The 25,479-nt window shown below is 65.1% G+C and carries 28 protein-coding genes; 19 read left to right on the top strand and 9 right to left on the bottom strand.

Annotated elements, in window-relative coordinates; translation table 11 throughout:
- Nucleotides 1-15: 15 nt before the first annotated feature.
- The 6 genes from ACFO5X_RS02085 to ACFO5X_RS02060 form a co-directional block, all read right to left on the bottom strand.
- Nucleotides 16-570, bottom strand: coding sequence for a DedA family protein (locus ACFO5X_RS02085; protein WP_380715423.1), 555 nt, complete (start codon nucleotides 568-570; stop codon nucleotides 16-18).
- A 5-nt stretch (nucleotides 571-575) separates the two neighbouring features.
- The gene (locus ACFO5X_RS02080; protein WP_380715422.1) at nucleotides 576-1,394 is read right to left on the bottom strand and encodes a sulfotransferase family protein; all 819 of its coding nucleotides are present in this window, start codon (nucleotides 1,392-1,394) and stop codon (nucleotides 576-578) included.
- A 62-nt stretch (nucleotides 1,395-1,456) separates the two neighbouring features.
- Nucleotides 1,457-2,419, bottom strand: coding sequence for an alpha/beta fold hydrolase (locus ACFO5X_RS02075; protein ID WP_380715420.1), 963 nt, complete (start codon nucleotides 2,417-2,419; stop codon nucleotides 1,457-1,459).
- Nucleotides 2,420-2,435: 16 nt separating this feature from the next.
- The gene (locus ACFO5X_RS02070) at nucleotides 2,436-2,861 is read right to left on the bottom strand and encodes an EamA family transporter (protein ID WP_380715419.1); all 426 of its coding nucleotides are present in this window, start codon (nucleotides 2,859-2,861) and stop codon (nucleotides 2,436-2,438) included.
- Between the two features lie 162 nt (nucleotides 2,862-3,023).
- Nucleotides 3,024-3,572, bottom strand: coding sequence for a dihydrofolate reductase family protein (locus ACFO5X_RS02065; RefSeq protein WP_380715417.1), 549 nt, complete (start codon nucleotides 3,570-3,572; stop codon nucleotides 3,024-3,026).
- 259 nt (nucleotides 3,573-3,831) lie between these two features.
- The gene (locus ACFO5X_RS02060; RefSeq protein WP_380715415.1) at nucleotides 3,832-4,695 is read right to left on the bottom strand and encodes a D-amino-acid transaminase; all 864 of its coding nucleotides are present in this window, start codon (nucleotides 4,693-4,695) and stop codon (nucleotides 3,832-3,834) included.
- A gap of 188 nt (nucleotides 4,696-4,883) precedes the next feature.
- On the opposite strand from ACFO5X_RS02060, the gene folE2 reads away from it, so the two are divergent.
- The 15 genes from folE2 (at nucleotide 4,884) to ftsH (ending at nucleotide 18,658) form a co-directional block, all read left to right on the top strand.
- The gene (gene folE2 / locus ACFO5X_RS02055) at nucleotides 4,884-5,972 is read left to right on the top strand and encodes a GTP cyclohydrolase FolE2 (protein WP_380715413.1); all 1,089 of its coding nucleotides are present in this window, start codon (nucleotides 4,884-4,886) and stop codon (nucleotides 5,970-5,972) included.
- A gap of 99 nt (nucleotides 5,973-6,071) precedes the next feature.
- Nucleotides 6,072-6,821: a hypothetical protein gene (locus ACFO5X_RS02050; protein WP_380715411.1), complete on the top strand. Its 750-nt coding sequence runs from the start codon at nucleotides 6,072-6,074 to the stop codon at nucleotides 6,819-6,821.
- A 49-nt stretch (nucleotides 6,822-6,870) separates the two neighbouring features.
- Nucleotides 6,871-8,319 carry a TrkH family potassium uptake protein gene (locus tag ACFO5X_RS02045; protein WP_380715409.1) on the top strand — a complete coding sequence of 483 codons (1,449 nt, stop codon included), beginning with the start codon at nucleotides 6,871-6,873 and terminating at the stop codon, nucleotides 8,317-8,319.
- Between the two features lie 204 nt (nucleotides 8,320-8,523).
- Nucleotides 8,524-9,174 (top strand): hypothetical protein, encoded by a 651-nt coding sequence (locus ACFO5X_RS02040; protein ID WP_380715407.1) that lies wholly within the window; start codon nucleotides 8,524-8,526, stop codon nucleotides 9,172-9,174.
- Entirely contained in the window at nucleotides 9,174-9,737 is a 564-nt protein-coding gene (gene thpR, locus ACFO5X_RS02035) for an RNA 2',3'-cyclic phosphodiesterase (RefSeq protein ID WP_380715405.1), read from the top strand. The genes ACFO5X_RS02040 and thpR overlap by 1 nt, the downstream gene beginning before the upstream one ends.
- Complete coding sequence (gene ybgC / locus ACFO5X_RS02030) at nucleotides 9,734-10,135, top strand: tol-pal system-associated acyl-CoA thioesterase (protein ID WP_380715403.1); 402 nt, start codon at nucleotides 9,734-9,736, stop codon at nucleotides 10,133-10,135. The genes thpR and ybgC overlap by 4 nt, the downstream gene beginning before the upstream one ends.
- Before the next feature lie 97 nt (nucleotides 10,136-10,232).
- Nucleotides 10,233-10,928, top strand: a complete 696-nt coding sequence (tolQ, locus tag ACFO5X_RS02025; protein ID WP_380715402.1) for a protein TolQ — start codon at nucleotides 10,233-10,235, stop codon at nucleotides 10,926-10,928.
- A 3-nt stretch (nucleotides 10,929-10,931) separates the two neighbouring features.
- A complete protein-coding gene (tolR, locus tag ACFO5X_RS02020; RefSeq protein WP_380715401.1) occupies nucleotides 10,932-11,402 on the top strand; it encodes a protein TolR in 471 nt (156 codons plus the stop codon).
- 7 nt (nucleotides 11,403-11,409) lie between these two features.
- On the top strand, nucleotides 11,410-12,555 hold the full coding sequence (locus tag ACFO5X_RS02015) for an energy transducer TonB (protein WP_380715399.1): 1,146 nt from the start codon (nucleotides 11,410-11,412) through the stop codon (nucleotides 12,553-12,555).
- Nucleotides 12,555-12,683: a hypothetical protein gene (locus ACFO5X_RS02010; protein WP_380715397.1), complete on the top strand. Its 129-nt coding sequence runs from the start codon at nucleotides 12,555-12,557 to the stop codon at nucleotides 12,681-12,683. Before ACFO5X_RS02015 ends, ACFO5X_RS02010 begins: the two co-directional genes overlap by 1 nt.
- The gene (gene tolB, locus ACFO5X_RS02005; RefSeq protein ID WP_380715395.1) at nucleotides 12,680-13,999 is read left to right on the top strand and encodes a Tol-Pal system beta propeller repeat protein TolB; all 1,320 of its coding nucleotides are present in this window, start codon (nucleotides 12,680-12,682) and stop codon (nucleotides 13,997-13,999) included. The genes ACFO5X_RS02010 and tolB overlap by 4 nt, the downstream gene beginning before the upstream one ends.
- Nucleotides 14,000-14,072: 73 nt before the next feature.
- Nucleotides 14,073-14,585 carry a peptidoglycan-associated lipoprotein Pal gene (gene pal / locus ACFO5X_RS02000; RefSeq protein WP_380715393.1) on the top strand — a complete coding sequence of 171 codons (513 nt, stop codon included), beginning with the start codon at nucleotides 14,073-14,075 and terminating at the stop codon, nucleotides 14,583-14,585.
- 4 nt (nucleotides 14,586-14,589) lie between these two features.
- Complete coding sequence (locus ACFO5X_RS01995) at nucleotides 14,590-15,402, top strand: tetratricopeptide repeat protein (protein ID WP_380715390.1); 813 nt, start codon at nucleotides 14,590-14,592, stop codon at nucleotides 15,400-15,402.
- A complete protein-coding gene (gene tilS, locus ACFO5X_RS01990) occupies nucleotides 15,393-16,658 on the top strand; it encodes a tRNA lysidine(34) synthetase TilS (protein ID WP_380715388.1) in 1,266 nt (421 codons plus the stop codon). The genes ACFO5X_RS01995 and tilS overlap by 10 nt, the downstream gene beginning before the upstream one ends.
- A gap of 77 nt (nucleotides 16,659-16,735) precedes the next feature.
- Nucleotides 16,736-18,658 carry an ATP-dependent zinc metalloprotease FtsH gene (ftsH, locus tag ACFO5X_RS01985; protein ID WP_380715384.1) on the top strand — a complete coding sequence of 641 codons (1,923 nt, stop codon included), beginning with the start codon at nucleotides 16,736-16,738 and terminating at the stop codon, nucleotides 18,656-18,658.
- 85 nt (nucleotides 18,659-18,743) lie between these two features.
- Here the strand turns inward: ftsH and ACFO5X_RS01980 are convergent, their stop codons facing one another.
- Together ACFO5X_RS01980 and ACFO5X_RS01975 are read right to left on the bottom strand one after the other, a co-directional pair.
- Nucleotides 18,744-19,175 (bottom strand): SRPBCC family protein, encoded by a 432-nt coding sequence (locus ACFO5X_RS01980; RefSeq protein WP_380715382.1) that lies wholly within the window; start codon nucleotides 19,173-19,175, stop codon nucleotides 18,744-18,746.
- Nucleotides 19,172-19,513 (bottom strand): ArsR/SmtB family transcription factor, encoded by a 342-nt coding sequence (locus ACFO5X_RS01975; RefSeq protein WP_380715380.1) that lies wholly within the window; start codon nucleotides 19,511-19,513, stop codon nucleotides 19,172-19,174. Before ACFO5X_RS01975 ends, ACFO5X_RS01980 begins: the two co-directional genes overlap by 4 nt.
- A 120-nt stretch (nucleotides 19,514-19,633) precedes the next feature.
- On the opposite strand from ACFO5X_RS01975, the gene ACFO5X_RS01970 reads away from it, so the two are divergent.
- Together ACFO5X_RS01970 and ACFO5X_RS01965 are read left to right on the top strand one after the other, a co-directional pair.
- Complete coding sequence (locus ACFO5X_RS01970; RefSeq protein ID WP_380715378.1) at nucleotides 19,634-20,410, top strand: methyltransferase domain-containing protein; 777 nt, start codon at nucleotides 19,634-19,636, stop codon at nucleotides 20,408-20,410.
- 42 nt (nucleotides 20,411-20,452) lie between these two features.
- A complete protein-coding gene (locus ACFO5X_RS01965) occupies nucleotides 20,453-21,031 on the top strand; it encodes an MOSC domain-containing protein (RefSeq protein ID WP_380715376.1) in 579 nt (192 codons plus the stop codon).
- A gap of 3 nt (nucleotides 21,032-21,034) precedes the next feature.
- On the opposite strand, the gene ACFO5X_RS01960 is transcribed toward ACFO5X_RS01965, so the two are convergent.
- Nucleotides 21,035-22,447: a calcium-binding protein gene (locus ACFO5X_RS01960; protein WP_380715374.1), complete on the bottom strand. Its 1,413-nt coding sequence runs from the start codon at nucleotides 22,445-22,447 to the stop codon at nucleotides 21,035-21,037.
- 283 nt (nucleotides 22,448-22,730) lie between these two features.
- Between ACFO5X_RS01960 and ACFO5X_RS01955 the strand changes: the two genes are divergently transcribed.
- Both ACFO5X_RS01955 and ACFO5X_RS01950 read left to right on the top strand, forming a co-directional pair.
- Complete coding sequence (locus ACFO5X_RS01955; RefSeq protein WP_380715372.1) at nucleotides 22,731-24,404, top strand: formate--tetrahydrofolate ligase; 1,674 nt, start codon at nucleotides 22,731-22,733, stop codon at nucleotides 24,402-24,404.
- Between the two features lie 183 nt (nucleotides 24,405-24,587).
- Nucleotides 24,588-25,478, top strand: coding sequence for a bifunctional methylenetetrahydrofolate dehydrogenase/methenyltetrahydrofolate cyclohydrolase (locus ACFO5X_RS01950; protein ID WP_380715370.1), 891 nt, complete (start codon nucleotides 24,588-24,590; stop codon nucleotides 25,476-25,478).
- The last annotated feature ends 1 nt before the right edge of the window (nucleotide 25,479 follow it).

The raw sequence follows: 25,479 nt of genomic DNA, 5'->3' as shown, positions 1-25,479 counted from the left end.
GAATCCGCAACAGGCTCAGCGGCGACGCAGGTGCCAGGCGGCCAGCAGGGCGGCGGCCAGTAAGCCCAACGCGGTTGCAATCAGCACGTAATGGGTGTGCGTTGCGCCAAACAGAAGGTGCAGCGCGGTGCCGATACCGTGGCCGACCAGTCCGAAGACGGTGGCCCAGACCATCGCCGTGACGGCCGTTATTCCGAAATAGGTGGCCGGTGTGATCGTGGAATGGGCCAGCGCCAGCGGCGTTATGATCCGGGCACCGGGAATGAAACGGAAGGTGGCGGCGACCCGGCGCGGGTTGCGCGCGACCGCTGTCAGGACACGGGTAACGCCGGGGCGTCGGCTGAACGACTGCACCCACCTATGGTCGCGGAAGAGCCGGCCCAGCAGGAAATACATCATGTCCGAACAGAAGCCGCCTGCGGCGATCACCGCGATGGCCTGCCAGAGCACCAGCAGGTGCCGATGCGCCAGCACCCCGCCGGCAATCGCGACGGATTCGCCTTCGAAGAAACAGCCGAGGAAGAGGGCGATCAGCCCATAGTCCGAGACGAGTTGGTCGATATGGTTCACGCTGTTCAGCCGCCGAGGATGGCGTGCACCTCGTCGAGGTCGATCTCGCCGGTCGGCATCTTGTTGGCCGGGTTCTCGAAATCGTAGCGGAACAGCTCGAAATCGCGTTTGTAGATTTCGTAGACGAGGTGCATCGAGAGGTCGTCGAAATAGTCCTCGACCGGGTGCAGGCGCTCGGGTCCGTGGCCGGCGCTTTCGTTGAAGCGGGGAATGGCTGTCAGATCGACGGGGTGGGGCGTCTGGATATTGCGCAGGACCTCGGCCATGCCGTCGTCGAACCTTTCGGTCCAGATGATCCGGTCATACCGCCCGCCATTGGTGATGAAGGTGCCCACATGTCCGGACATGGCCGACCAGTGGATGTCGGGCTCCATCGGGCGGCGCCAGCGGATGGTGTCGCGCGCGAAGAGCAGGAAACGCCGGAAGCTGGCGATCTGGTCGAAGTCGCCGCGGCCATCCTCGCCCCCGACCTCGACACCATAGGAATAGGCGAGCGTCGGGACGAGATTGCCGCGGTAGCGCTTGCCGTTGCGCTGGATGCCGCAGATCTTGTCGAAGAAGGACGACAGGATGCGGGTGTAAGGATTGCGCACGCAGGTGAAGGCGTAAGAGCCGTGGCTCTCGACGTTGCGGGCGATCGGCCCCTGACTTTCCTCCTGCGCCCATTTGTGCAGGCCAGAGGTGGAGTCGTGGATGTCGCCGTCGAAGAACGCGCCGTGATCGGAATAATAGAGGATCTGGCCGATGGTGGAGCAGGCGCATTTTGGCACCACCCGGTAGACCACGCTTTCGCTCGTCGTCATCCAGGTTCCAGGGAACCCCATGTGCCTGCCTCCGCTCGCTTTTTTCTGCGCCGCTTATACCAATCGGGGCGGGGCTGAACAAATCATGATTTGGTGGGGGCACCGGGGGCGCGCGCGGCGACGTCGCGGATGAAGCGGGCGACCTCGGCGGGCGCGGTGATCGGCAGCATGTGCCCGCGGCCGGGCAGGGTGTCGTAGGTCAGGCCATAGGCGGTCATCGAACGGCCCTGCACCGGCGGGTCGAGCAGCACGTCGCTGTCGCCATAGAGCACGCCGCCGGGCAGATCGAGTTCGCCATACCGCGCGACCTGCGCGGGCAGGGTGGCTTCCAGCGTCACGAGATCGCTGGCCGCGCCGATGAAGGCCTCGGGGCGCAGGCCCAGGATGGCGGCGGCGCGGGTCATGAAATCGGCGGGGGGATGTTCGGGGGCAAAGGCGAAGGCAAGGACCTTGTCGGTGGTCAGCTTGCCGACCGGCTGGGCGAAGACATGGGCCACGAAGCGGCGCATGGCGTGCGTGCGCAGTTCGAGGCCCTTGAAGATCGGCGGGATTTCGTCCTGCACATGGGTCAGGGGGGCGATCAGCGCCAGGGCGCGCACCTTCTCGGGGTGGTCGAGCGCGAGGGCAAGGCCCACCGCGCCGCCCAGAGAATGGCCGGCCACGACGGCCGAGCCCACGTTCTTGCGGTCGAGGAACTCGGCGATCATCGCGGCCTGCGCCGGCAGGGCGGCATCCTCGTCATTATCCCGCCGCGCATATCCCGAGCCCGGGCGGTCGATGACGATGAGGCGGAAGTCGTCCCTGAGCAGGTCGGTGACGCCATAGGTGAAATGCTGGAGCTGGGCGGCGATGCCGTGGATCAGAAGGATCGGCGGGGCATCGGCGGGACCCATCTCGACGTAATGGATGCTGCCGCCGGCGACCTCCATGATCTGACCGACCGGCGGCACGGTGGCGCGGGCCTGGCTGGCCAGCGCGCGCGACCACAGGAACAGGCCGAGCAGCAGCGCGAGGATCAGCAGGAGCAGGTAGAGTATCACGGTCATTCGGGTGGGCTCCGGGTTACGAAAGGGCGAGAAGCAGGGCGCCGGCTGAAATCAGGCCGACACCGGCCCAGCCGCCGGGCGACAGTCGCTCGCCAAGGAAGAGCGCCGCGAGGATGGCGACGAAGACGACGCTAAGCTTGTCGACGGGCGCCACCTGCGCTGCCTTGCCGATCTGGAGCGCGCGAAAATAGCAGAGCCAGGAGGCGCCGGTCATCAGCCCCGACAGGACCAGGAAAGCTATGGTGCGCCCCGACAGCATGCCGAGGGGCTGGACTTGTCCGGTGGCCCAGAGCAGCGCCGCCAGCGCCAGAACCACGACAATGGTGCGCAGGAAGGTGGCGTAGTTCGAGTTTACCCCCTCGATCCCGATCTTGGCGAAGATCGCGGTCAGGGCGGCGAAGCCTGCGGAGAGGAGGGCCCAGAACTGCCAGCTGTTCGTCATGGCGCGACGTTAGCAGGGCACGGTCAGCGGGGGAATGGGTTGCTTGAGCCGCAGGGTGCGGCTTTGACCTTGCCGGAAGGGACGGGTGGGGCGGTTGGTCAACATCAGGTCGCGTTCAGCCTTTTGGCGAACGATCAGGTGACCAGTTTCAGGGAAGGCGTTTCAAGGCGAGGGGGCAGCGGCAAAAACATAGGTTCTTACGGAAGATCCGCTAGGAAACTCGCGCTCGAACACCAGTGTTTTCGGAACCAGCCCATCGAAAAGCCTTGCACCCTTTTGTCCCATGACCGGATGGACGGACAGCATCAGCCTGTCGAGGGCGCCCCACGCCGCGAGCTGGGAGATGATGGAGGGGCTTCCCAGAACGATCGTTCTGCCGGACCGCGACAGCGATCTGGCGGCCGGTTCGTCGAAATCGCTCAGGATGGACGTTGGTTTCCAATCGCTTTCGGACAGGCTGCGTGAGATGACCAGTTTTTCGATGTCGTCTATCGCACGGGCAAGGCGCTGCTCGCCCTCGGGAAGACTCGCGTATTTGGCGGCACGGGGCCAGTGGCCTGCAAAGAGGTCAAAGGTCTTGCGGCCGAGGAGAAGGCGATCTGCCTCTTCGAGGCACTGGACCGCGAAGGCATTGAACTGTTCGTCGACCACTACATCGGCGTGATTGCAGAAGCCGTCTGGCGTGACGTTCAGCTGTGCTGTTAGCGACATGGTTGTGATCCCGGGGCGTTGCGAACGGTTTCTGGTGCAACAACCTTTGGCACCCGGGCGAGTTCCCTTGGCCCATGAGGAATGCGCCCGCTGCCATGCGCTGGTCTGCGATGCCGCAGCGAGACCCGGAGGTCAGGCGTGGGCCAGTCGCCCTTGCCCTCTCCCCCGACGGGGAGAGGGTGGTGTCCTGCCTGGGGGATAGTGGCAGGTGTCGTTTCGGCGCTCTTCCAAATCGGAAGGCGGACACGCCGGACCGTCGTCAGATCGCGGTCTTGAGGCTTTCGTCGAGGTAGATCTCACGGAGACGGAGCGCGATGCGACCAGGGGTGCCGGTGCCAACGGGGGCGCCATCGATCTCGACCACGGGCATGACGAAGGCACTGGCCGAAGTGATGAAGGCCTCGTCCGCGGCCTGGGCCTCGGCGATGGTGAAATCGCGTTCGATCACTTCCATCTGCGCCTCGCGGGCAAAGCGCAGGACGGCGGCACGGGTGATGCCGTGCAGGATGTCGTTGGACAGCGCGCGGGTGATGATTGCATTGCCCGAGACGATATAGGCGTTGTTCGAGGTGCCCTCGGTGACCGTGCCATCCTCGACCATCCAGGCGTCATCCTTGCCCGCCTTCTTGGCCATCATCTTGCCCATCGACGGATAGAGCAACTGCACCGTCTTGATGTCGCGGCGGCCCCAGCGGATGTCGGGGATCGAGATGATCTTGAGACCCTTCTGCGCGACGGGGTTGGCCGCGAGGCCCGGCTTGCTCTGGGTGAACATGACCAGGGTCGGGGGCGTGGTTTCGGGGTCGGGGAAGGCAAAGTCGCGATCGCCGGGGTTGCCGCGGGTGATCTGGAGATAGATCATGCCTTCGTCGATGTCGTTGCGCTTGACCAGTTCGCGGTGAATTTCGAGCAGTTCCTCGGTGGTTGCCGGGGCGGCCATTTCGAGCTCTTTCAACGAACGCTCGAGGCGGGCGGCGTGGCCGGCGAAGTCGATCAGCTTGCCGTTCAGGATGCTGGTGACCTCGTAGACGCCATCGGCCATCAGGAAGCCGCGGTCGAAGATCGAGACCCTGGCCTCTTCCTCGGGGAGGTATTGGCCGTTGACATAGACGGTGCGCGACATCGTTTGCTCCTGCAGTAACGTGATTTCGGGAGAGCCAATGCCACATGCCGGCGCGGTTGGACAGAGCGAACAGCGCCGCACCATCCGCTGATTGATCCGGCGCGGCGGTTTGCATCGTATGTGCAAGTATCCGTGGCAAAAGATGTCGCGACACCCTACATTCACAGTCCGAAGACGTGAGGATTGCCATGACCGTTCACCAGCCCGACATTGCCGCCACGCCGGATCAGGCCGAGGCAACGGCCGCTCTGGATCTGCTGCGCCGCTGGGCCGCTGGCGCTTCCCCCGCCGATCGCGCAGCCCTGGCGCGGGAATTGCCGGCGGTGGGCATTCCCTATCCCGATTTCTCTCGCGTCTATCCTGAGGGTTTCGCGGCGGACGACGCCTATAAGGCAACCCTCCCGGACCTGCAGAACGGGCCTGCCAGCCTGATCCGCGGCGCGAAGCAGCTGATCCAGCACGTCGGAATCTCGAATTTCCGTCTGCCGATCCGTTTCCACACGCGGGACAACGGGGACCTGACGCTGGAAACCAGCGTGACCGGGACCGTCAGCCTGGAGTCGGACAAGAAGGGCATCAACATGAGTCGCATCATGCGCTCGTTCTATGCCCATTCGGAAAAGACTTTCAGTTTCGAAGTGATCGAGGCGGCGCTGGACGACTACAAGAGCGATCTCGAAAGTTTCGACGCCCGCATCCAGATGCGTATCTCCTTCCCGATGAAGGTGAACAGCCTGCGCTCGGGTCTGTCGGGCTATCAGTATTACGACATCACCCTGGAACTGGTCGAACAGGCCGGGGTGCGCCAGAAGATCATGCATCTGGACTATGTCTATTCCTCGACCTGCCCCTGTTCGCTGGAGCTGAGCGAACACGCCCGGTCGCAGCGCGGACAGCTGGCGACGCCGCATTCGCAGCGCTCGGTCGCACGTATTTCGGTGGTGGTGAATTGCGACAAGGGCTGTCTGTGGTTCGAGGATCTGATCGACCTCTGCCGCCGCGCAGTGCCCACCGAAACGCAGGTGATGGTGAAGCGCGAGGACGAGCAGGCGTTTGCCGAGCTGAACGCCGCGAATCCCATCTTTGTCGAAGACGCGGCCCGGCTGTTCTGCGCGCAGCTGCAGGCGGATCCGCGCATCGGCGATTTCCGGATCGTGGCCAGCCATCAGGAGAGCCTGCACAGCCATGATGCGGTGTCGGTCCTGTTCGAAGGCGACACCTTCGCGGCGGCCAGTCTGGAGCCGCGGCTGTTCTCGTCGCTCGTTCACGCGGGATGAGGTGTGGCCCGCCGGATACGGGGTCAGTTTGCCTGACGGCATCGGTTTGACGCCGCCCTTGGCGCGCTCATAGCTTGCGCGCGAAAGGGAGACCTGCGGATGTTCAGCCTTGGCGTCCTGCGGCATGCGGTGAGCATGCTCTTCTACGATCTCTGGGCGACTGTGCGGCTGACGCTGCTGCCGGTGCTGATTGGCTATGGGTTGGGATATTTTGCGGCCATAGAGATCGGCGGCGTCGGAGCGGACAATCTGCTGGGCGATCGCCCGGTCGTCGTGGACGGCCGTATCATGCTGGGACTGCTCGCCTATGTGCTGGTCTATTTCGCTGCCTTCTGTTGGGCGGCGGTCGCCTGGCACAGATACAGCCTGCTGGCCGAACGCCCGGGCGGGCTGCTGCCGCGGTTCGACGCGGCGCAGTTCTGGGCTTATGTCGGTGCGGGATTCCGTGTCGGAGGCATGGGCCTGCTGATGTTCGTGCCGCTCACCATCGTGGTTGGGATCCTGGCGCCGATGATCGGGAACATCTGGATGGTCATGCTGATCATGGGGATTCCGATGCTGCTGATTTCGGCCCGGTTGCTGCGGTATTCCCTGGTTATGCCTGCCGCGGCCCTAGGCAAACGGATGACACTCGCCGAGGCGGCGGCTGCAAGCGAAGGCCATACCGGCACCTTTGTGGCGCTGACAGTGATGCTCTGGCTGATCGGCACCCTGTCCGAGACCGATTTCGGCGGCGGATGGGCCGGACTGATCCTTTCCTTCCTGCTGGTCTGGTTCAGCCTGGCCCTGGGCCTGTCCGTGCTGACGACGCTTTATGGGGTTTGTGTTGAAAAACGCGATCTGAGCTGAGCGGCTGCGTGACTTGACAGCTCTCGCGCGCCGGGCCAACGCTGCCGTCATGATAGACCTTCGTCCCGTCGGATATGTCATCGGCCTGCTGGTCGCCATCCTCGGGCTGACGATGGTCCTGCCGATGCTGGTGGATATTGCCGAGGGGAACGGCCACTGGTCGGCCTTTCTGGAATCCGGCCTGCTTTCGGTGCTGATCGGCGGCGGCGTCGCGCTGAGCTGCGCGAGCGGCGTGCGGCAGGGTCTGAGCCTGCAGCAGACCTTCCTGCTGACCTCCGGCGTCTGGGTTGCCCTGCCGGCCTTCGGATCGCTGCCGCTGATGTTCGGTGCCACCGATCTGAGTGTAACCGACGCGGTGTTCGAGGCGATGTCGGGGTTCACCACCACTGGCTCGACGGTGATCGTCGGGCTCGACGACCTGCCCAAGGGAATCCTGCTGTGGCGCGGCATCCTGCAATGGCTGGGCGGTATCGGGATCATCGTCTTTGCCATGGTCTTCCTGCCCGAGCTGCGGGTCGGGGGGATGGCCCTCTTCCGGTCCGAAGCTTTCGACACGATGGGCAAGATCCTCCCCCGAGCGCGCGAGATCGCCAGCCGGATTTCGGTGATCTACGTGGGCATGACCATGGCCTGCATGCTGTGCTATCTGGCGCTGGGCATGAACGTCTTCGACGCCACCGTGCACGCGCTGACCACCATCTCGACCGGAGGCTTCGGCAACTACGATGCGTCCTTCGCGGTCTTCTCGGGGCCGATGGAATATGTCGCCTCGGTGTTCATGGTCCTCGCCGCGCTGCCTTTCGTGCGCTACGTCCAGATGCTGAACGGAAATTACACCAGCATGTGGAAGGACCCGCAGGCGCGGGGGTTCTTCTGGACGATATTCGTCCTGGTGCTGATCGCCTGGGTGGTCCTGACAACCATCTTCCCGCACCACTGGGAGAAATCCCTGCGCGAGGCGCTGTTCAACATCACCTCGATCATCTCGGGCACCGGCTATGCCAGCGTGGACTACATGCAATGGGGTCCGTTCCTGATCGTCATGTTCTTCTACATCGGCCTGATCGGGGGCTGCGCGGGATCGACCGCCTGTTCGGTCAAGATCTTCCGGTATCAGCTGTTGTTCGCTGTGCTGAAGGTGCAGTTGCAGCGCATCCGCTCGCCGCATGGCGTGTTCATCGCCCGTTATGGCGGCCGCCCGGTGGAGGCCGAGGTTCTGAGCTCGGTCATTGCCTTCTTCATGTTCTTCATCCTCACGCTGGGTGTGCTGAGTTGGGCGCTGGCGCTGACGGGCCTGGATTTCACTACGGCCGTTTCGGGGGCAGCGACGGCGGTGGCCAATATCGGCCCCGGGCTGGGCGATACCATCGGGCCAGCGGGCAACTTCAGCTCACTGAACGACACCGCGAAATGGATCCTGACCGTGGGTATGCTGGTGGGACGGCTGGAATTGCTGGTGGTCTATGTCCTTTTCACGGCGCGCTTCTGGAGAACGTGACGTCGGCGCAGGAGGTGCCCGTGGCTTTCGACGGAGCGTGGAGTCGTGGGGGGAGTCCTGGCACAGCGCGCGTGCACGACCGGAAAATGGTTCTCGGCATCCGAGCGTCCGGGCTTTCCCAGTCCCGGCCCGCGACAGGCATTGGTCGCCCGGCCCAGGATCGGTGCGGACCTGCGGGCATTGCGATGACACTCGGCAGAGGGTATGGACCTGCCCCGAGAACGGAAAGGGGCCACCGTGACACCGGACGAGATCGAAGCGCTGTTCACACGCAGCAATGGGGATTACGTCTTTGCGCGCTGGGCCTATCCGGTGGTGCCGGTCGTGTTTGGTGTGGACGATACCACGCTGGCGGTGGTCAAGGGTGCCTTCGAGGCGGTGGTGACGCTGGCGAACCACAAGATGGCCGAGAACGATCCCGAAATCGGCGCCAACTGCATGGTATTCTTCCTGCGCGACTGGGACGAACTGGCCTCCGTGCCCGAGCTTGAGCGGCTGTTGCCCGGTGTCGGCGCTCTGGCCAAGCGGCTGGGCGACGAGAAGGCCGAGCGCTACCGCGTCTTCCGCTTTGACGAGGCGGGGGCGATCCGCTCGGCCTTTGTCTTCCTGAGGATGGGGGGCGATCTGGCCGAGGTGCCGGCCGAGGATCTGGCGCTAACCGAGGTGGTGCAGGCGATCCTCTGCTGGTCCGAAGCGGCCTTTGCCGAGGTTTCGCCCCTGGCCATCGCGGGCGGACGCACCATTCTGCGGCCCGAGATCGCGGGCGTGATCCGGGCCGCCTATGACCCGGTGCTGCCGGCCGCCGCGCGCGACCGCTCGCATGCGTTGCGGCTGGCGGCGCGCCTGCGGGGCTGATGCGCGCCTTTGTCGCCATCCCGATGCCCGAGGCGGTGCTGCCGGGGCTGTTGGCCCTGCAGGAGCCTTTACGGGCCGGACGGCCCGTGCCGGAAGAGAACCTGCATCTGACGCTGGCCTTCCTGGGCGACACCGATATTCCAGCGCTCGAGACGCTGCATGAAGAGCTGGAGACGCTGGCAGTCCGGCCGTTCGACCTGCGCCTGGCGGGGCTCGACATCTTCGGAGGCGATCAGCCTTCGGTGCTCTTCATTCGGGCGCAGGGCGAGGGCCTGAAAGAGCTGCAGAAATCGGTGATGCGCGCAATCCGCCGCGCCGGTATCGAACTGCCACGCGCCCGGTTCGCGCCGCATGTCACACTGGCGCGCTTCAACCGCCCGGGACCAGAGGATTTGGTGCGGATTGGCCGGTATCTGCAGGCCCATGGCGATGCGGCGCTGTTCCCCTTTCGGGTTACGGGTTTCGGCCTATACCGCTCGGATCTGCATCGCGACCGCGCGCCACGAGCTTCTGGCCGCCTATCCTTGAAGCCCGCCGCGCGACCGCATAGCTTGCCCGCATGAGCCAGCCTGTCCATCTTTTCCCGGTCCGCGTGTATTACGAGGACACCGACATGGGCGGCGTGGTCTATCACGCCAACTATCTGCGCTTTATCGAACGGGCCCGGAGCGATTGGGTGCGCACTCTGGGGAATGACCAGAACGCGATGCGCGAGGGGGGCGTGGTGTGGGTTGTGCGGCATATCGAATGCGACTACCGCGCCGCCGCCCGATTTGAAGACGATCTGATGATCGAGACGACAGTGGCCTCGATCAGCGGTGCGCGACTGGTGATGGATCAGCTCGTGCGGCGGGGCGACCAGGTGATCTTCACCGCGCGAGTCACCGCCGTCTGCATGACGGCGCAGGGCCGGCCGGTGCGGCTTCCGGCAGAGATTCGCGCATTGTTGAAACATTCGTGACCGGCCCCGAGAGGGTCATGGTAATCGCGCGCCGCCTCGGGTAGATTCGCCCATGGCAAAGGCCGAACCAATACGGCCATCATGGTAGAGCAGGCATATGGACACTTCCACTCTCGCGTCGGCGCAGGAGATCGACTTCTCCATGTGGGCGCTTTTCGCGCGCGCGACCTTCACGGTGAAACTGGTGATGCTGATGCTGATCCTGGCATCGGTCTGGTCCTGGGCGATCATCATCCAGAAGCACATTCTGTATCGCGGGGCGCGGCGCGAGGCGACGATCTTCGACCGTGCCTTCTGGTCGGGCGAGCCGCTGGACGGGCTCTACGATCAGATCGGGCCCGAGCCGGAGGGCAATTCCGAGAAGATCTTCGCCGCTGGCATGACCGAATGGCGGCGGTCGCACCGCAATGACGGCGGACTGATCGCCGGTGCATCGGCGCGGATCGACCGCAGCATGGATGTGGCGATCAACAAGGAAGCGGAAAAGCTGCAAAGCGGCCTGACGGTGCTGGCGACCATCGGATCGACGGCGCCTTTCGTCGGGCTGTTCGGCACGGTCTGGGGCATCATGCATGCCTTCATCGAGATCGCGGCGCAGCAGAACACCAATCTGGCCGTCGTGGCGCCCGGTATCGCCGAGGCGCTGCTGGCCACCGGCCTGGGCCTGCTTGCGGCCATTCCGGCGGTCATCTTCTACAACAAGCTCAGTTCCGACAGCGATCGCATCGTGGCCGGATACGAGGCCTTCGCCGACGAATTCTCGACCATCCTGTCGCGCCAGCTGGACGCTTGAGCCATGGGCGCGGCAATCCAGAAATCGGATGGCGGAGGCCGGCGTCGGCGTGGCCGGCGCTCCAGCCGCCCGATGGCCGAAATCAACGTCACGCCCTTCGTGGACGTGATGCTGGTGCTTCTCATCATCTTCATGGTGGCAGCGCCCTTGCTGACCGTCGGTGTGCCGGTCGATCTGCCCAAGACGGCGGCCAGCGCACTGCCGGGCGATCAGGAAGAGCCGCTGACCGTGACCATGACGGCTGACGGCCGGATTCAGATTCAGACCAGCGACACCCCGCGCGACCAACTGGTCGCCAAGCTGCGCGCCATCGCCGCCGAACGCGAGAGCGACAAGGTGTTCCTTCGGGCCGATGGCGCGATTCCTTATGAAAACGTGATGCAGGTGATGGGCGCGCTGAACGCGGGCGGTTTCTCCAATGTGGGGCTGGTCACCGATACGGGCGGTCCATCGCTGGACGGCTCGGGTCAGTGAGGGCGGCGTGCAGACCGGCACCAAGATCTCTGTTGGCGCCCATCTCGGGCTGATCGGGCTTGCCTTGTTTGGCGGCGCGTTCCGGTCGGATCCGCCGCCGCTGGAGCTGCCGTCGGTCTCGGTTGTCTCTGCCGAGGAATATGCGGCGCTGACTCAGCCCCAGGCTCCAACTGTGGCGGATACGCCCGAAACCGCGGCCGAACCCGAAAAACCGGAACCGCAGCCGGCGCCAGCCGTTGAGCAACCGACGCCGCCGGAACCCGTGGCTGAACCAGAACCGCAGCCGACACCGGAGCCGAAGGTGGCAGAGCCACAGCCACAGCCTGAGCCACCCGCACCCGAGGTGCCCGATCCGCCGCCCGAGCCGACGCCTGAACCGCCGGCGCCGGAAGTTGTGGTTGCACCCGAGCCGCCGACGCCCGTTCGCCCCGAGCCGCGTCCGATCGAGCGTGTCGCGCCCGAAGCCGTTGCCCCGCCGCCGCCTGACAGCAAGCCGGCCGAAGAGGCGACGCCCGCCGTCGTGCCCGAGCCTGGCCCGGCCAAACCGGAAGAGCCGAAAGAGGCCGCCGCGCCGGAAGAGGCGACCGACCGCATTCGCCCCGAGCCCAAGCGCGACACGGCGCTTGCGCCCACGACCTCGCGCCGGCCTCCTTCGACGCCCCGCCCGGCGCCTCCGGAGAAGGTGGTCGAGACGGCACAGCCCAAGCCAGACCCCAAACCTGCGGCCAAGCCCGAGCCGAAGCCTGCCGATACGTCCGACGCCGTGCGCGACGCACTGGCCGAGGCCTTGGCCGGCGGTCAAAAGGCCGCCGCGCCCGCGCCCTCGGGTCCGCCCCTGAGCGAGGGCGAGAAAGAGGCGCTGCGCGTTCAGGTCAAGCGATGCTGGAGCCTTGGCAGCTCCTCGACGGCGGCAATGGAAACAGTGGTCGTCGTTGGCCTGAACGTCGGTCAGGATCGGCGTCCCGAGGTCGCGTCGATCCGTCTGCTGTCGAGTTCGGGCCGCGACGATGGGGCGACCCGGGTCGCTTTCGAGGCGGCGCGGCGTGCGATCGTGCGCTGCGGGGCCGACGGGTTCGATCTGCCGGCCGACAAATACGATCAGTGGCGCGAGATCGAGATGACCTTCGACCCGAACAAGATGCGGAGCCGGTGATGGCTGATATGCCGGCAAACCAGCCAGTCTGGGCCATCTGCGGCAGGTTTGACCTGTTGATGGAAAACCATGCACACTGGCTTGAATTCGAGATGACCTTCAATCCCGAAAGGATGCGGATCAAATGATGCGACTTCTGCTGAGCCTTCTGTTGGGCGCCTGCCTGATCGCACCGCCGGTTTCGGCCCAGACCGGCCCGCTGCGGATCATCATCGACGAAGGGGTGATCGAGCCCTTGCCCTTTGCCGTGCCCGATCTGATCGGCACCTCGCCCGAGGCCGTGGCCATGGGCGCGCAGCTGAGCCGGGTGATCGCCGCCGATCTTTCCGGGACGGGCCTGTTCCGCGAGGTGCCGTCCTCGGCCTATATCAGCCAGGTGAGCGACTTCGCCGCGCCGGTGCAATATGCCGACTGGAAGGCGATCAATGCGCAGGCGCTGATTACCGGATCCGTCACGCAGGCGGGCAATGCGCTGACGGTGCAGTTCCGGGTCTATGACGTGTTTTCCAACCAGGAGCTGGGCAACGGGCTGCAATTCTCGGGTTCGGTCGATGGCTGGCGGCGCATGGCGCACAAGGTGGCCGATGCGGTCTATAGCCGGATCACCGGCGAGGGCGGGTATTTCGACAGCCGCGTGGTCTTTGTCTCGGAAACCGGCCCCAAGGACCAGCGGCTCAAGCGGCTTGCGATCATGGATTACGACGGGGCCAACATCCAGTATCTGACCGACAGCAGCTCGATCGTGCTTGCGCCGCGGTTCTCGCCCAACGGTGACCGGGTTCTTTACACCAGCTACGAAAGCGGTACGCCGCGGATCTTCGTCCTGGATGTCGGCCAGGTGCAGCGACGCGTCCTGGAAACCACCGAAGGCACGATGAGCTTTGCGCCGCGCTTTGCCCCCAACGGTCGGACCGTGGTGTTCTCGATCAGCCAGGGGGGCAATACCGATCTTTACGAGATGTCCATCGACACCGGCGCGCAAACCCGTCTGACCACTGCGCCCTCGATCGAGACGGCGCCGTCCTATTCGCCGGATGGATCGCAGATCGTGTTCGAAAGCGATCGATCGGGCACCCAGCAGCTGTATGTCATGCCCGCCAGCGGGGGCGAGGCGCGCCGGATCAGCTTTGGCCAAGGCCGTTACGGCACACCCGTCTGGTCGCCGCGCGGCGATATGATCGCTTTCACCAAGCAGAACAAGGGGCGCTTTCACATTGGCGTGATGCGTACCGATGGCAGCGAGGAAAGGCTGCTGACGGCCTCCTTCCTCGACGAAGGCCCGACCTGGGCCCCCAACGGCCGCGTGATCATGTTCGCCCGCGAGACGCAGGGGGCACAGGGCCGCTCGACCCTCTATTCGGTGGACATCACCGGGCGCAACCTCAAAGCGATCAGCACGCCTGACGGCGCCTCGGACCCGGCCTGGTCGCCCTTGCAGAACTGAACCGGACACGTTCCCAAAGCCGGCCCGATGTGTTAATCAGACCCAAAGAACAAGCCCTGAAGCGAGGCACTACATGAGCATACTGACGAAGATGACGACCGTCGCCCTTGTCCTGGCAATGGCGGCTTGTACCAATGCGGGCCGGCTGGGAGGCAATGGCGCCAACGGTGCCGGAGCCGGATCGGGCGCGATCGTTCCGGGCTCGGCCAATGACCCGACATCGCCCGCCTATTTCGCACAGGCCGTGGGTGACCGTGTGCTGTTCGCGGTCGACCAGTCGACACTCTCGCCCGAGGGGCAGACGGTGCTGGACGGTCAGGCGCGCTGGCTCGGAACGAATGCCGATTACGTTGCGGTGATCGAAGGCCATGCCGACGAACAGGGCACACGGGAATACAACCTTGCGCTGGGCGCGCGTCGGGCCAATGCGGTGCGCGAGTATCTGATCTCGCGGGGTGTCGCGGGCAACCGGCTGAAGACGATCAGCTACGGCAAGGAACGCCCGATCGAGATTTGCAGCGAAGAAGCCTGCTATGCCAAGAACCGGCGGGCGGTCACGGTGCTGTCCGGCGGCCTGACGGGATAAGATGATGCGGATCGCAGGAGTGGCGCTGTTCGCGCTGGCGATGGCGACAACGCCGGTTGTGGCGCAGGACAAGCAGACCCTGGCGGACATCCGCCAGGAGCTGACCATTCTGCACGTCGAGATGCAGAAGCTCAAGCGCGAGCTGTCCACCACGGGGAGCCCTTCAGTCCAGATCGGGGGAAATTCGGTATTGGAGCGGGTGGCCGCAATGGAGGCCGAATTGCAGCGCATGACCGCCCAGACCGAACAACTGGAGAACCGGGTCAATCAGGTGGTGATCGACGGCACCAACCGGATCGGCGATCTGGAGTTCCGCCTGGTGGAGCTTGAGGGGGGCGATGTCTCCAAACTAGGCAAGACCTCCACCCTGGGCGGGGGCGAGGCGCTGCCTGCCGCCGCTCCGGCCGTTCCGTCGGCGCCCGCAACCGAGCTGGCGGTGGGCGAGGATGCCGACCTCAAGGCCGCCAAGGCCGCGCTGGCGGCGGGCGACAATGCCAAGGCGGCCAACCTGCTGGCCTCGTTCAGCACCACCTATCCGGGCAGCCCGCTGGCGGCCGAGGCGGAAATGGCGCGGGGCCAGGCACTGGACGGGCTTGGCGACACGCGCGAAGCAGCGCGGGCCTATCTCGCCAGCTTCAACGCCAATACGAGCGGCCCGCTGGCGCCGGACGCGCTGTACCGGCTTGGCGCGGCGCTCGGAACGCTGGGTCAGATACAGCAGGCCTGCATCACGCTGGGCGAGGTGGCGGTGCGCTTTCCCGCCGCGCCCGCCGTGGCCCAGTCGCGGGAGGCGATGTCCAAACTGGGGTGCAGTTGAGTTTCGGCGACGCCGATATCCTCGCTGAGGTGCGCGCGGGCTTTCAGGGCGCACCTCCCAAGAAAATGGCCGTTGCCGTATCGGGCGGCGGTGACTCGGTCGCCCTGCTGCATGCTCTGAGCCGGTGCTTCGACCCGGAAGCTGTCGAGATTGTCGCCGCAACGGTCGATCACGGCCTGCGACCCGAGGCCGCGGACGAGGCTGCCGGGGTCGGAGTTCTGGCGCGGCGGCTGGGCATTCCCCATACCGTGCTGCGCTGGCGCGACCATGATGGCAGCGGAAACCTTCAGGACAATGCGCGCCGGGCGCGTTTCCGACTTTTGGCCAACTGGGCGCTGGCACAGGACATCCGGATGGTGGTGCTCGGCCACACGGCGGACGATCAGGCCGAAACGCTGCTCATGCGACTTGCTCGGGCGGCTGGAGCCGACGGGCTTGCGGCGATGCGGCGCAGCCGCACGCAGCACGGCGTGACCTTCCTGCGGCCCATGCTGGGCCTGACCCGGGCCGAACTGCGCGAGTATCTCACGCGCAACGGCGTCACCTGGATCGAAGATCCGAGCAATTCCGATCCCAGCTATGACCGCGTCAAGGCGCGCCAGCTGATGCCGGCGCTGGCACCGCTGGGGATCAGCGCCCGCACCCTGGCCGAGGTGGCCGAGAACATGGGGCGCGCCCGGGATGCCCTGAACTGGTATACGTTTCTCGCGGCGCGCGAGATTGCCGAGGTTTCCGGTGGAGCCGTGGCGCTGGACGCGCGAAGCTTTCGCACGCTCCCCGAAGAGATCGCCCGGCGCCTGATCATCCATGCAATCCGCTGGATCGCCGGCGGAGAGTATCCCCCGCGCCGCGCGCCGGTCGCCGCGATGGTCGCCGCCGCGCGGGCGGGAAAGGCGTCGACCCTGGCGGGCTGCCGTCTGGTGGGCCATTCCGGCCGGGCCTGGCTGTGCCGCGAACATGAGGCGGTGCAGGGGCTGCGCGTGCCCGCGGGCGCGCTCTGGGATGGCCGCTGGCGTCTGGTTTCTGAGGCGTCCGCGCCGGACGGCGCCGAGATCGCTGCGCTGGGCGCCGAGGGCCTTCAGCGCTGTCCCGACCGGCGCCTGGGCGGGCTGCCGCGCGCGGCCCTGCTGGCCAGTCCGGCACTGTGGGTCGGGACCGAACTCGTGGCCGCGCCGCTGGCCGGACTGGGCAACGGATGGTCTGCCGAACTCGAGGGCGGGGCCGAGGCCTTCTATGCGGCGATATTATCGCATTGAACCCGGCGTCCTGATGTCTATCTTATGAACAAACCGGTGGCCGGACCGGACGGATCCGGCCTTTGAGGAGATTTCACTTGGGCAATGCACGCAACATCGCGTTCTGGGTCGTTCTGTTTCTGCTGATCCTGGCGCTTTTCAACCTGTTCAGCGGCTCGGGCGGAACGCTGCAAAGCCGCGATATCCCGTATTCGGAATTCGTGAGCTCGGTGAAGTCGGGGCAAGTGACTCAGGCGACCCTGGACGGCGAGACGATCCGCTTCCGGCGCAAGGACAATCAGGATTACGTGACGGTCAAGCCCGAGGACGCCTCTGTGTCGGACCTGCTGATCGAAAACAACATCCCGGTGCGGGCAGAAAGCCAGAAACAGCCATTCTTCCAGTCGGTCCTGATCACGCTGCTGCCCATTCTCCTGCTGATCGGCGTCTGGGTCTATTTCATGAACCGGATGCAGGGCGGCGGCAAAGGCGGCGCCATGGGTTTCGGCAAGTCCAAGGCTAAGATGCTGACCGAGAAGCAGGGGCGCGTCACCTTTGACGACGTGGCGGGCATCGACGAGGCCAAGGAAGAGCTCGAGGAGATCGTCGAGTTCCTGCGCAACCCGCAGAAATTCTCGCGCCTCGGCGGAAAGATCCCGAAAGGCGCGCTGCTGGTCGGCCCTCCCGGCACCGGCAAGACGCTGCTCGCCCGTGCCATCGCGGGTGAGGCGGGCGTGCCGTTCTTCACCATTTCGGGTTCCGATTTCGTGGAAATGTTCGTTGGTGTCGGCGCATCCCGTGTGCGCGACATGTTCGACCAAGCCAAGAAGAACGCCCCCTGCATCGTCTTCATCGACGAGATCGACGCCGTGGGTCGCCATCGCGGCGCGGGTTATGGCGGGGGCAATGACGAGCGCGAGCAGACGCTGAACCAGCTGCTGGTCGAGATGGACGGTTTCGAGGCCAACGAAGGCGTCATCATCATCGCCGCCACCAACCGCAAGGACGTACTCGATCCCGCGCTGCTGCGCCCCGGCCGGTTCGACCGGCAGGTGACCGTCGGCAACCCCGACATCAAGGGCCGCGAGAAGATCCTGGGTGTGCACGCCCGCAAGACCCCGCTGGGTCCGGACGTCGACCTGCGCGTGATCGCGCGCGGCACACCCGGTTTCTCGGGGGCCGATCTTGCCAACCTCGTGAATGAGGCCGCGCTGATGGCCGCGCGCCTCGGCCGCCGCTTTGTCGCCATGGCCGATTTCGAAAATGCCAAGGACAAGGTGATGATGGGGGCCGAGCGCCGCTCGATGGTTCTGACCAAGGAGCAGAAGGAGCATACCGCCTATCACGAAGCGGGCCATGCCATCGTCGGCCTGGCGCTGCCGAAATGCGATCCGGTCTACAAGGCGACGATCATTCCGCGCGGTGGCGCTTTGGGCATGGTGGTCTCGCTTCCCGAGATCGACCGGCTCAATTGGCACCGCGACGAATGCGCCCAGAAGCTGGCCATGACCATGGCGGGCAAGGCGGCCGAGGTGCTGAAGTGGGGCGAGGATGCGGTGTCGAACGGACCGGCCGGCGACATCCAGCAGGCCAGCGGTCTGGCCCGTGCCATGGTGATGCGCTGGGGCATGTCCGACAAGGTCGGCAACATCGACTACCAGCAGGCACATGAAGGTTACATGGGCAACGGCGCTGGCGGCTTCTCGGTCTCGGCCCACACCAAGGAGCTGATCGAGGAAGAGGTCAAGCGGATGATCGACGAGGCCTATTCCTGGGCCCAGAAAATCCTGGCCGAGAGGAAGGACGATTGGGAACGGCTGGCGCAAGGCCTGCTGGAATACGAGACTCTGACCGGCGAAGAGATTGAGCGCGTGATCCGGGGCGAGCCGCCACAATCGCCGGAAGGTGGAAGCGGCGAGGCAAAGGACAGCGGCGAGACGCAGAGCATCACCGCGATCCCGAAGACCAAACCGAAGCCTTCGGCGCCCGAAGGCGGGATGGAGCCGGAACCGACCGCATAAGAAAGGGGGCCTCGGCCCCCTTTTTCGTTGCTTCCCGACGGTCTGATGCGGCGACGGGTCACCCGACCTGTGTGATGACCCGAGCTCACGCGGTCTCCAGCATCCGGCCGAGTTGGTCGAGGATGCATGTCCAGCCCTTTTCGTGTCCGTCGCGCGATCCTTCCGAGGGGAAACGGTCGTGCCCCAGCGTTACTTCTGTGCCGCCGGGAACGGCGCGGAAGTCGAGTTCGACTACGCTGTCGGGAACCGCGTGGGGCGAGTTCCAGGTGAAGACAAGCCTCCGTGGCCGGTCCACCTCGCGGTAGACGCCCCAGTGGGGGATGTCCTTGATTCCGTCGTTCATCACCACGCGGAAGGCGCCGCCAACCCGGGCCTCGCTTTCGGCGTTGGTCACGCTGTGCTCGGGATGGCCGTGCAGGAAGCGGGTCATCAGGGCCGGCGTCAGCCAGGCGTCGAACACCCGTTCGGGCGCGGCAGGGATGATGCGGGTCAGTTTGAGTGCAAGGTCGATGGTCATTGTTTGGTCTCCTGTTCCATGAGGGCGGTCAGCCGGTCGAGGCGCATGTCCCAGGTCGCGCGCAACTGCGCGAACCAGGCATCTACCGCTTTCAGCGGTTCCATTTCCGGCACGATCAGATGTTCGCGCCATTCGGTGCGCCGGCTGACGAGCCCGGCGCCTTCAAGGATTTTGATGTGCTTCGACACGGCGTTGAGGCTCATGTCGAAGCGTCCGGCAAGGTCGGTTACGCGCGCCGGACCGTCCTGCACCAGGATGGTCAGGAGGGCGCGCCGCGTCGGATCGGCGGTCGCCTTGAGGATCGCGGTCAGTCGGGACTCGTCATATCGTTCAACCATATGGATGAATTACGCCGATTCGATGTATCAATCAACCAAAAAGGTGAATGACCTGCGGCAGGATTGAATGGCGGCGCCGGCTGTCCTAGACAGGTCCGGATCGTGACAGGACCGATGGCAATGCCCCAGACCGACTGGAACCCCGAGAGTTATGCGCGTTTCGCCGATCTGCGGTTGCGGCCGGCGCGCGATCTGCTGGCGCAGGTCGGTTCTTTGCCCGATGGCCCGGTGTGCGATCTGGGCTGCGGCGCGGGCGCGGCTGGTCCAATGCTGCGTGCGCGGTTCGCCGGCCGGGCGCTGACCGGCCTGGACACGTCGCCAGCGATGATCGCCAAGGCGACAGAGACGGGCGTCTATGACACGCTGACCCAGACCGATGCCGCCCGATGGCAGCCGGACACGGCTCCGGCGCTGATCTTTTCCAATGCCGCGCTGCACTGGGTGGGCGATCATGCGACGCTGATGCCCTATCTGGCGAGGCTGGTCGCATCCGGTGGCACGCTGGCGGTGCAGATGCCCCACCAGAACCGGGCACCGTCGCACAGGCTGTGGCTCGACCTCGTGGCGCAGCATTTTCCCGGCCGGTTCGACCCGGCGCAGGCGCCGGGCATTCTTGATGCCCCCGCATATCACCGTCTGCTGTCGCCGCTGGGCCGCCTGACGCTGTGGGAAACCGAGTATTTTCAGGTGCTGCAACCCAGCGCCGAGGGACACCCGGTGCGGCAGTTCACGAGCGCCACATTCGCCCGACCGGTGCTGGCCGCTCTGAATGCTGAGGAACAGGCGGAACTGGGCGCGCAATACGATGCGGTGATGGAAAAGGCCTATCCGCGCAGCCCGGATGGCAGCGTGTTGTTTCCGTTCCGGCGGCTGTTCTTCACGCTGGACAAGGCCTGACCGCTTTGGTCTGGTCCGCGCGTGCCTGACCGGAGACTGCCCATGCCCGCCCTGATTCCGACCGATCATTCCGGTGTCGTCACCTGGCTGGGCCATGTGCCAGGTGCGAAGGACTCGCTGAGGGCGCAACCGGTCGAGCGGCTGGTCCTCGGGTTTGCCGGCGACGCCGGAGCGCGCCACGAGGGCACGGAGCGGCCATCCTGTTCGCGGGTGACGGCGCTTTATCCGCGTGGCACGACGATCCGCAACGTGCGGCAGGTGACGATCCTGTCGGCCGAGGAACTGTCAGGCATTGCGCGGGACATCGGGCTCGACGCGCTGGATCCGGCGCTGGTCGGGGCCAGCATTGTTGTGGAGGGGATTCCGGATTTCACCCACATCCCGCCCTCGGCGCGGTTGCAGGGGCCCTCTGGGCTGACCCTTACCGTGGATATGGAGAACCAGCCCTGCGTTCTGCCGGGCCGCGAAATCGAGACAGAGGCGCCTGGCCACGGCGCGGCCTTCAAGGCGGCTGCGAAGGGACGGCGGGGTGTCACCGCCTGGGTCGAGCGGCCCGGCACGCTAGCGCTGGGCGAGACTCTGAGGCTTTTCATTCCCGGCCAGCGAAAGTGGAAGCCCTAAGGCTCAGACCAGAAGGAAGTCGGTTGCGAAGACCCTGGCCAGCCCGTCCATGAGGATTTTCAGTTCGGCGATGCCATCGCCATCGATATCGGCAAAAACCTCGACCCCATTGGCCGTGGTGTCAAAACGCACCTCGAGCCCGGTGCCCGAAAAGGCGGCGCCGCGGATAAAGTTGAAGTCACCGAGAACCCGCAAATCGACCAATTCGCCTTTAGCGCGTTGAAAGTCGGTGATCCGGGTATAGCCGCCGGTCTCGATGTCGGCGGATTGCGTGCGGAACTCGAACCGGTCGACGCCGTCACCGCCGGTGAACGTATTCCTGCCGCCTGCCGAGATCAGTTTGTCATCGCCACTTCCGCCAAAAGCGAAGGTGACGCCTCGTGCAGCCAGGATTTGGTCATCGCCCGCGCCGCCGTCGGCCCGGTCGCGACCCAATCTGGTGAAGATGATGTCGTTTCCGGCATCGCCGAACAGCCGGTCATTCCCCCCATCGCCGCTTAGGATGTCATTGCCGGCGCCGCCCCGGGCCAGATCGTTGCCCTCTCCCATGTTGAGGGTGTCGTTCCCGGCCCCGCCAAAGGCCTTGTCGTCACCGGCTTGACCCCAGATCGTATCGTGATCGTCGCCGCCAAAGCCGGTGTCGTTGCCGCCGCCGAGGAACAGCCTGTCGCGCCCGCCAAATCCGCGGAAGATGTTGTCGTTGCCGCCGAAGGCCACCGCGCCTGCGACGGTGTCCGTCATCGTGTCGTTGAAGTCGGACCCGTCGATATTTGGGAAACCACCGATGAGGTCGCCTTCGGCGTGGCCACCGGCGCCGAGCGTTGCTGATCCGAAGGTGATCAGGATCGTGACGCCGGCATTCGAAGTCCGGTAGGCGACCGTATCGCCCAAATCGCCCCCGCCGTACATCTCGTCGGCGCCGGAGCCGCCTTCGACAGAGTCGACGCCTGCGCCGCCCGAAATATTGTCCTCGCCGGCGTCGCCGAGCAGGCGGTCGTCGCCATTGTCGCCTTTGATCTCGTCAGCGCCGTTTCCACCGAAAATGGTATCTTTGCCGTCCAGCCCCCAAAGCACGTCGTGGCCACCATTGCCGGTGCGGGCTCCGTCGCCCATCAGGATGTTGTCGCCCTCATTGCCCTGGATGAAATCCTGGGTGTCCGACCCGCGCGCGTTCTCGATGAAGCCGTTGACGATCAGGCGGCTGCCGACAAATCCGCCCGAGACACCGCTTACGAAATACATGCCGGAGGCCGACACGGAGACACCATTGGAATTCTCCCAGCTCAGGCGGATGTCCGACTGGAATTGGTATTCCCCTTCGAGGACCAGCCAGTCGATGCCGGGAAGCTGGTCATCAATGGTAACGGTCGCACCGTTGCTTGCAATCAGGTTTATGAAATGGAAGTCGTCGGCCACGATGGCAATGCTCCGCTAAGGGCAACCGGAGAAGGCCACTGGATTCCGGCGTGAAGCCGACTCGGGGCGCCGAACACACTGCGCGGACTCTAGGCTTCGGCGGGCGCCGGTCAATTGCCTTGCGCAGGCCATCGGCGGCAGCGGTTTCGCATCGGAAAGGAGGCGCAGGGGCTTCGACGCTTCCCGCCGGGAAAACGTCGCAATCGCGCCCGTCGGGGGCTTGTCCGAGCGATATACGAGGCGTCACAACACCCGAAAGCGACCCTGGAAAGGATCACGCGCCATGGCCTACAAAAGTGACATCGAAATTGCCCGCGAGGCGAAGAAGAAGCCGATCCTCGAGATCGGGGCCAAGCTGGGGATCGCGGCGGAAGATCTGCTGCCGTACGGCCATGACAAGGCCAAGGTCAGCCAGAGTTTCATCGACTCGGTTCAGGGCAACAAGAATGGCAAGCTGATCCTGGTGACGGCGATCAACCCGACCCCGGCGGGCGAGGGCAAGACGACCACGACCGTTGGTCTGGGTGACGGTCTGAACCGGATCGGCAAGAAGGCCGTCATCTGCATCCGCGAGGCGTCGCTTGGCCCGAATTTCGGGATGAAGGGAGGCGCGGCAGGTGGCGGTATGGCGCAGGTGGTGCCGATGGAGGAAATGAACCTTCATTTCACCGGGGACTTCCACGCCATTACCAGCGCGCACAACCTGCTGGCGGCGATGATCGACAATCATATCTACTGGGGCAACGCGCTGGAAATCGACACCCGCCGCGTCGTCTGGCGGCGTGTGGTTGACATGAACGACCGGGCGCTACGGCAGATCAACTGCTCGCTCGGAGGTGTGGCCAACGGGTTCCCGCGCGAGGCGGGGTTCGACATCACCGTCGCGTCGGAAGTCATGGCGATCCTCTGCCTGGCGAAGAACCTGCAGGATCTGGAAAAGCGCCTCGGCGACATGATCGTGGCCTATCGGCGCGACAAGACGCCGGTCTATTGCCGCGACCTCAAGGCAGACGGTGCGATGACCGTTCTTCTGAAGGACGCGATGCAGCCGAACCTGGTGCAGACGCTGGAGAACAATCCGGCGTTCGTGCATGGCGGCCCCTTTGCCAATATCGCGCATGGGTGCAATTCGGTGACCGCGACGACAACGGCGCTGAAGCTGGCGGACTATGTGGTCACCGAAGCCGGCTTCGGCGCCGATCTTGGCGCCGAGAAGTTCATGAACATCAAGTGCCGGAAAGCGGGTCTTGCCCCCGATGCGGTGGTGCTGGTGGCGACCGTGCGGGCGATGAAGATGAACGGCGGGATCGCGAAGGCGGATCTCGGAACCGAGAATGTCGCAGCGGTGAAGAAGGGCTGCGCCAATCTTGGCCGGCATATCGGCAACCTCAAGAGCTTTGGGGTTCCTGTGGTGGTGGCGATCAACCACTTTGTCTCGGACACCGAGGCCGAGATCGCCGCGGTGCAGGAGTTCGTCAAGGCGCAGGGGTCCGAGGCGATCCTCTGCAAGCACTGGGCCAAGGGTGGCGAAGGGATCGAGGCGCTGGCGCAGAAGGTCGTGCAGCTTGCGGACAAGGGCAGCCAGTTCACCCCGCTCTATCCCGACGAGATGGGACTTTTCGACAAGATCGAGACGATCGCCAAGCGGATCTACCATGCCGACGAGGTGCTGGCCGACAAGTCGGTACGCGATCAGCTGAAGGCCTGGGAAGCGCAGGGCTATGGCAACCTGCCGATCTGCATGGCCAAGACGCAGTATTCCTTCTCGACCGACCCCAATCTGCGGGGTGCGCCGACCGGGCATTCGGTTCCGGTGCGTGAGGTGCGGCTGTCGGCCGGCGCGGGCTTTGTCGTGGCGATCTGCGGGGAGATCATGACGATGCCGGGACTGCCCAAGGTGCCAAGCGCCGAGACGATCCGGCTGAACGAGGCAGGGCAGATCGAAGGTCTCTTCTGACGGGCTTTGTCCGTCAGACGTGGGTGGCGACAGAGCGCGCCGGCGCATAAGGCTGGCGGAGTCCCCACACGGTGGGGTAGTGCGGCGCAGGCGCGGCCCTCGGGGGGCATCGAGCCCCCACTCGGCCCTAATCCACCGCGTCGCGGCGGGTTGAGTATTTGAAAAGAGAAGAAGGAACGGGACATGGCGGCACGGGTGATCGATGGCAAGGCCTTCGCGGCGACGGTGCGGGGCAAGGTGGCCGAGCATGTCGCGCAGTTGAAGGCGCAGGGCATCACGCCGGGTCTCGCCGTGGTTCTCGTTGGCGCGGACCCGGCCAGCGAGGTATATGTCCGTTCCAAGGGCAAGCAAACTGTCGAGGCCGGAATGCATTCGGTCGAGAAGCGTTTGCCGGCGACCGCCTCAGAGGACGAGGTGCTGTCGATCATCGAGGCATTGAACGGCGATCCGGACGTTCACGGTATTCTGGTCCAGCTGCCGCTGCCCGGTCACTTGGACGAATCCAGGATTCTTGCGACGGTCGATCCGGCCAAGGACGTAGATGGCTTTCACATCTCAAATGCCGGGCTGCTGGCGACCGGGCAGAAGGCTATGGTGCCCTGCACGCCGCTCGGTTCGCTGATGCTGCTGCGGGATCTGCATGGCGATCTTACAGGCATGGAGGCGGTTGTGATCGGGCGCAGCAATATCGTTGGCAAGCCGATGGCGCAGCTGCTGCTGCGGGACAACTGCACCGTGACCATCGCGCATTCGCGCACGCGTGATCTGCCGGCCGTGGTGCGCCGCGCCGATATCGTCGTGGCGGCGGTAGGACGTGCCGGGATGGTCTCAGGCGACTGGCTCAAACCCGGGTCCACGGTTATCGACGTGGGGATCACGCGCATCCCGACAGAGTCAGGCAAAGACCGTATCGTTGGCGACTGCGATTACGCCAGCTGCGCCGAGGTGGCCGGCGCGATCACGCCGGTGCCCGGTGGTGTCGGTCCGATGACCATCGCCTGCCTGCTGGCCAACACCCTGACCGCCTGTTGCCGCGCCAATGGCCTGCCCGAGCCTGAAGGGTTGACTGCCTGAG

The sequence above is a fragment of the Seohaeicola nanhaiensis genome (assembly GCF_042654245.1).
GTDB classification, from domain to species: Bacteria; Pseudomonadota; Alphaproteobacteria; order Rhodobacterales; family Rhodobacteraceae; genus Seohaeicola_A; species Seohaeicola_A nanhaiensis.
Note: the sequence above shows the minus strand (reverse complement) of the source record. Positions and strands in the feature narration are given on the sequence as shown.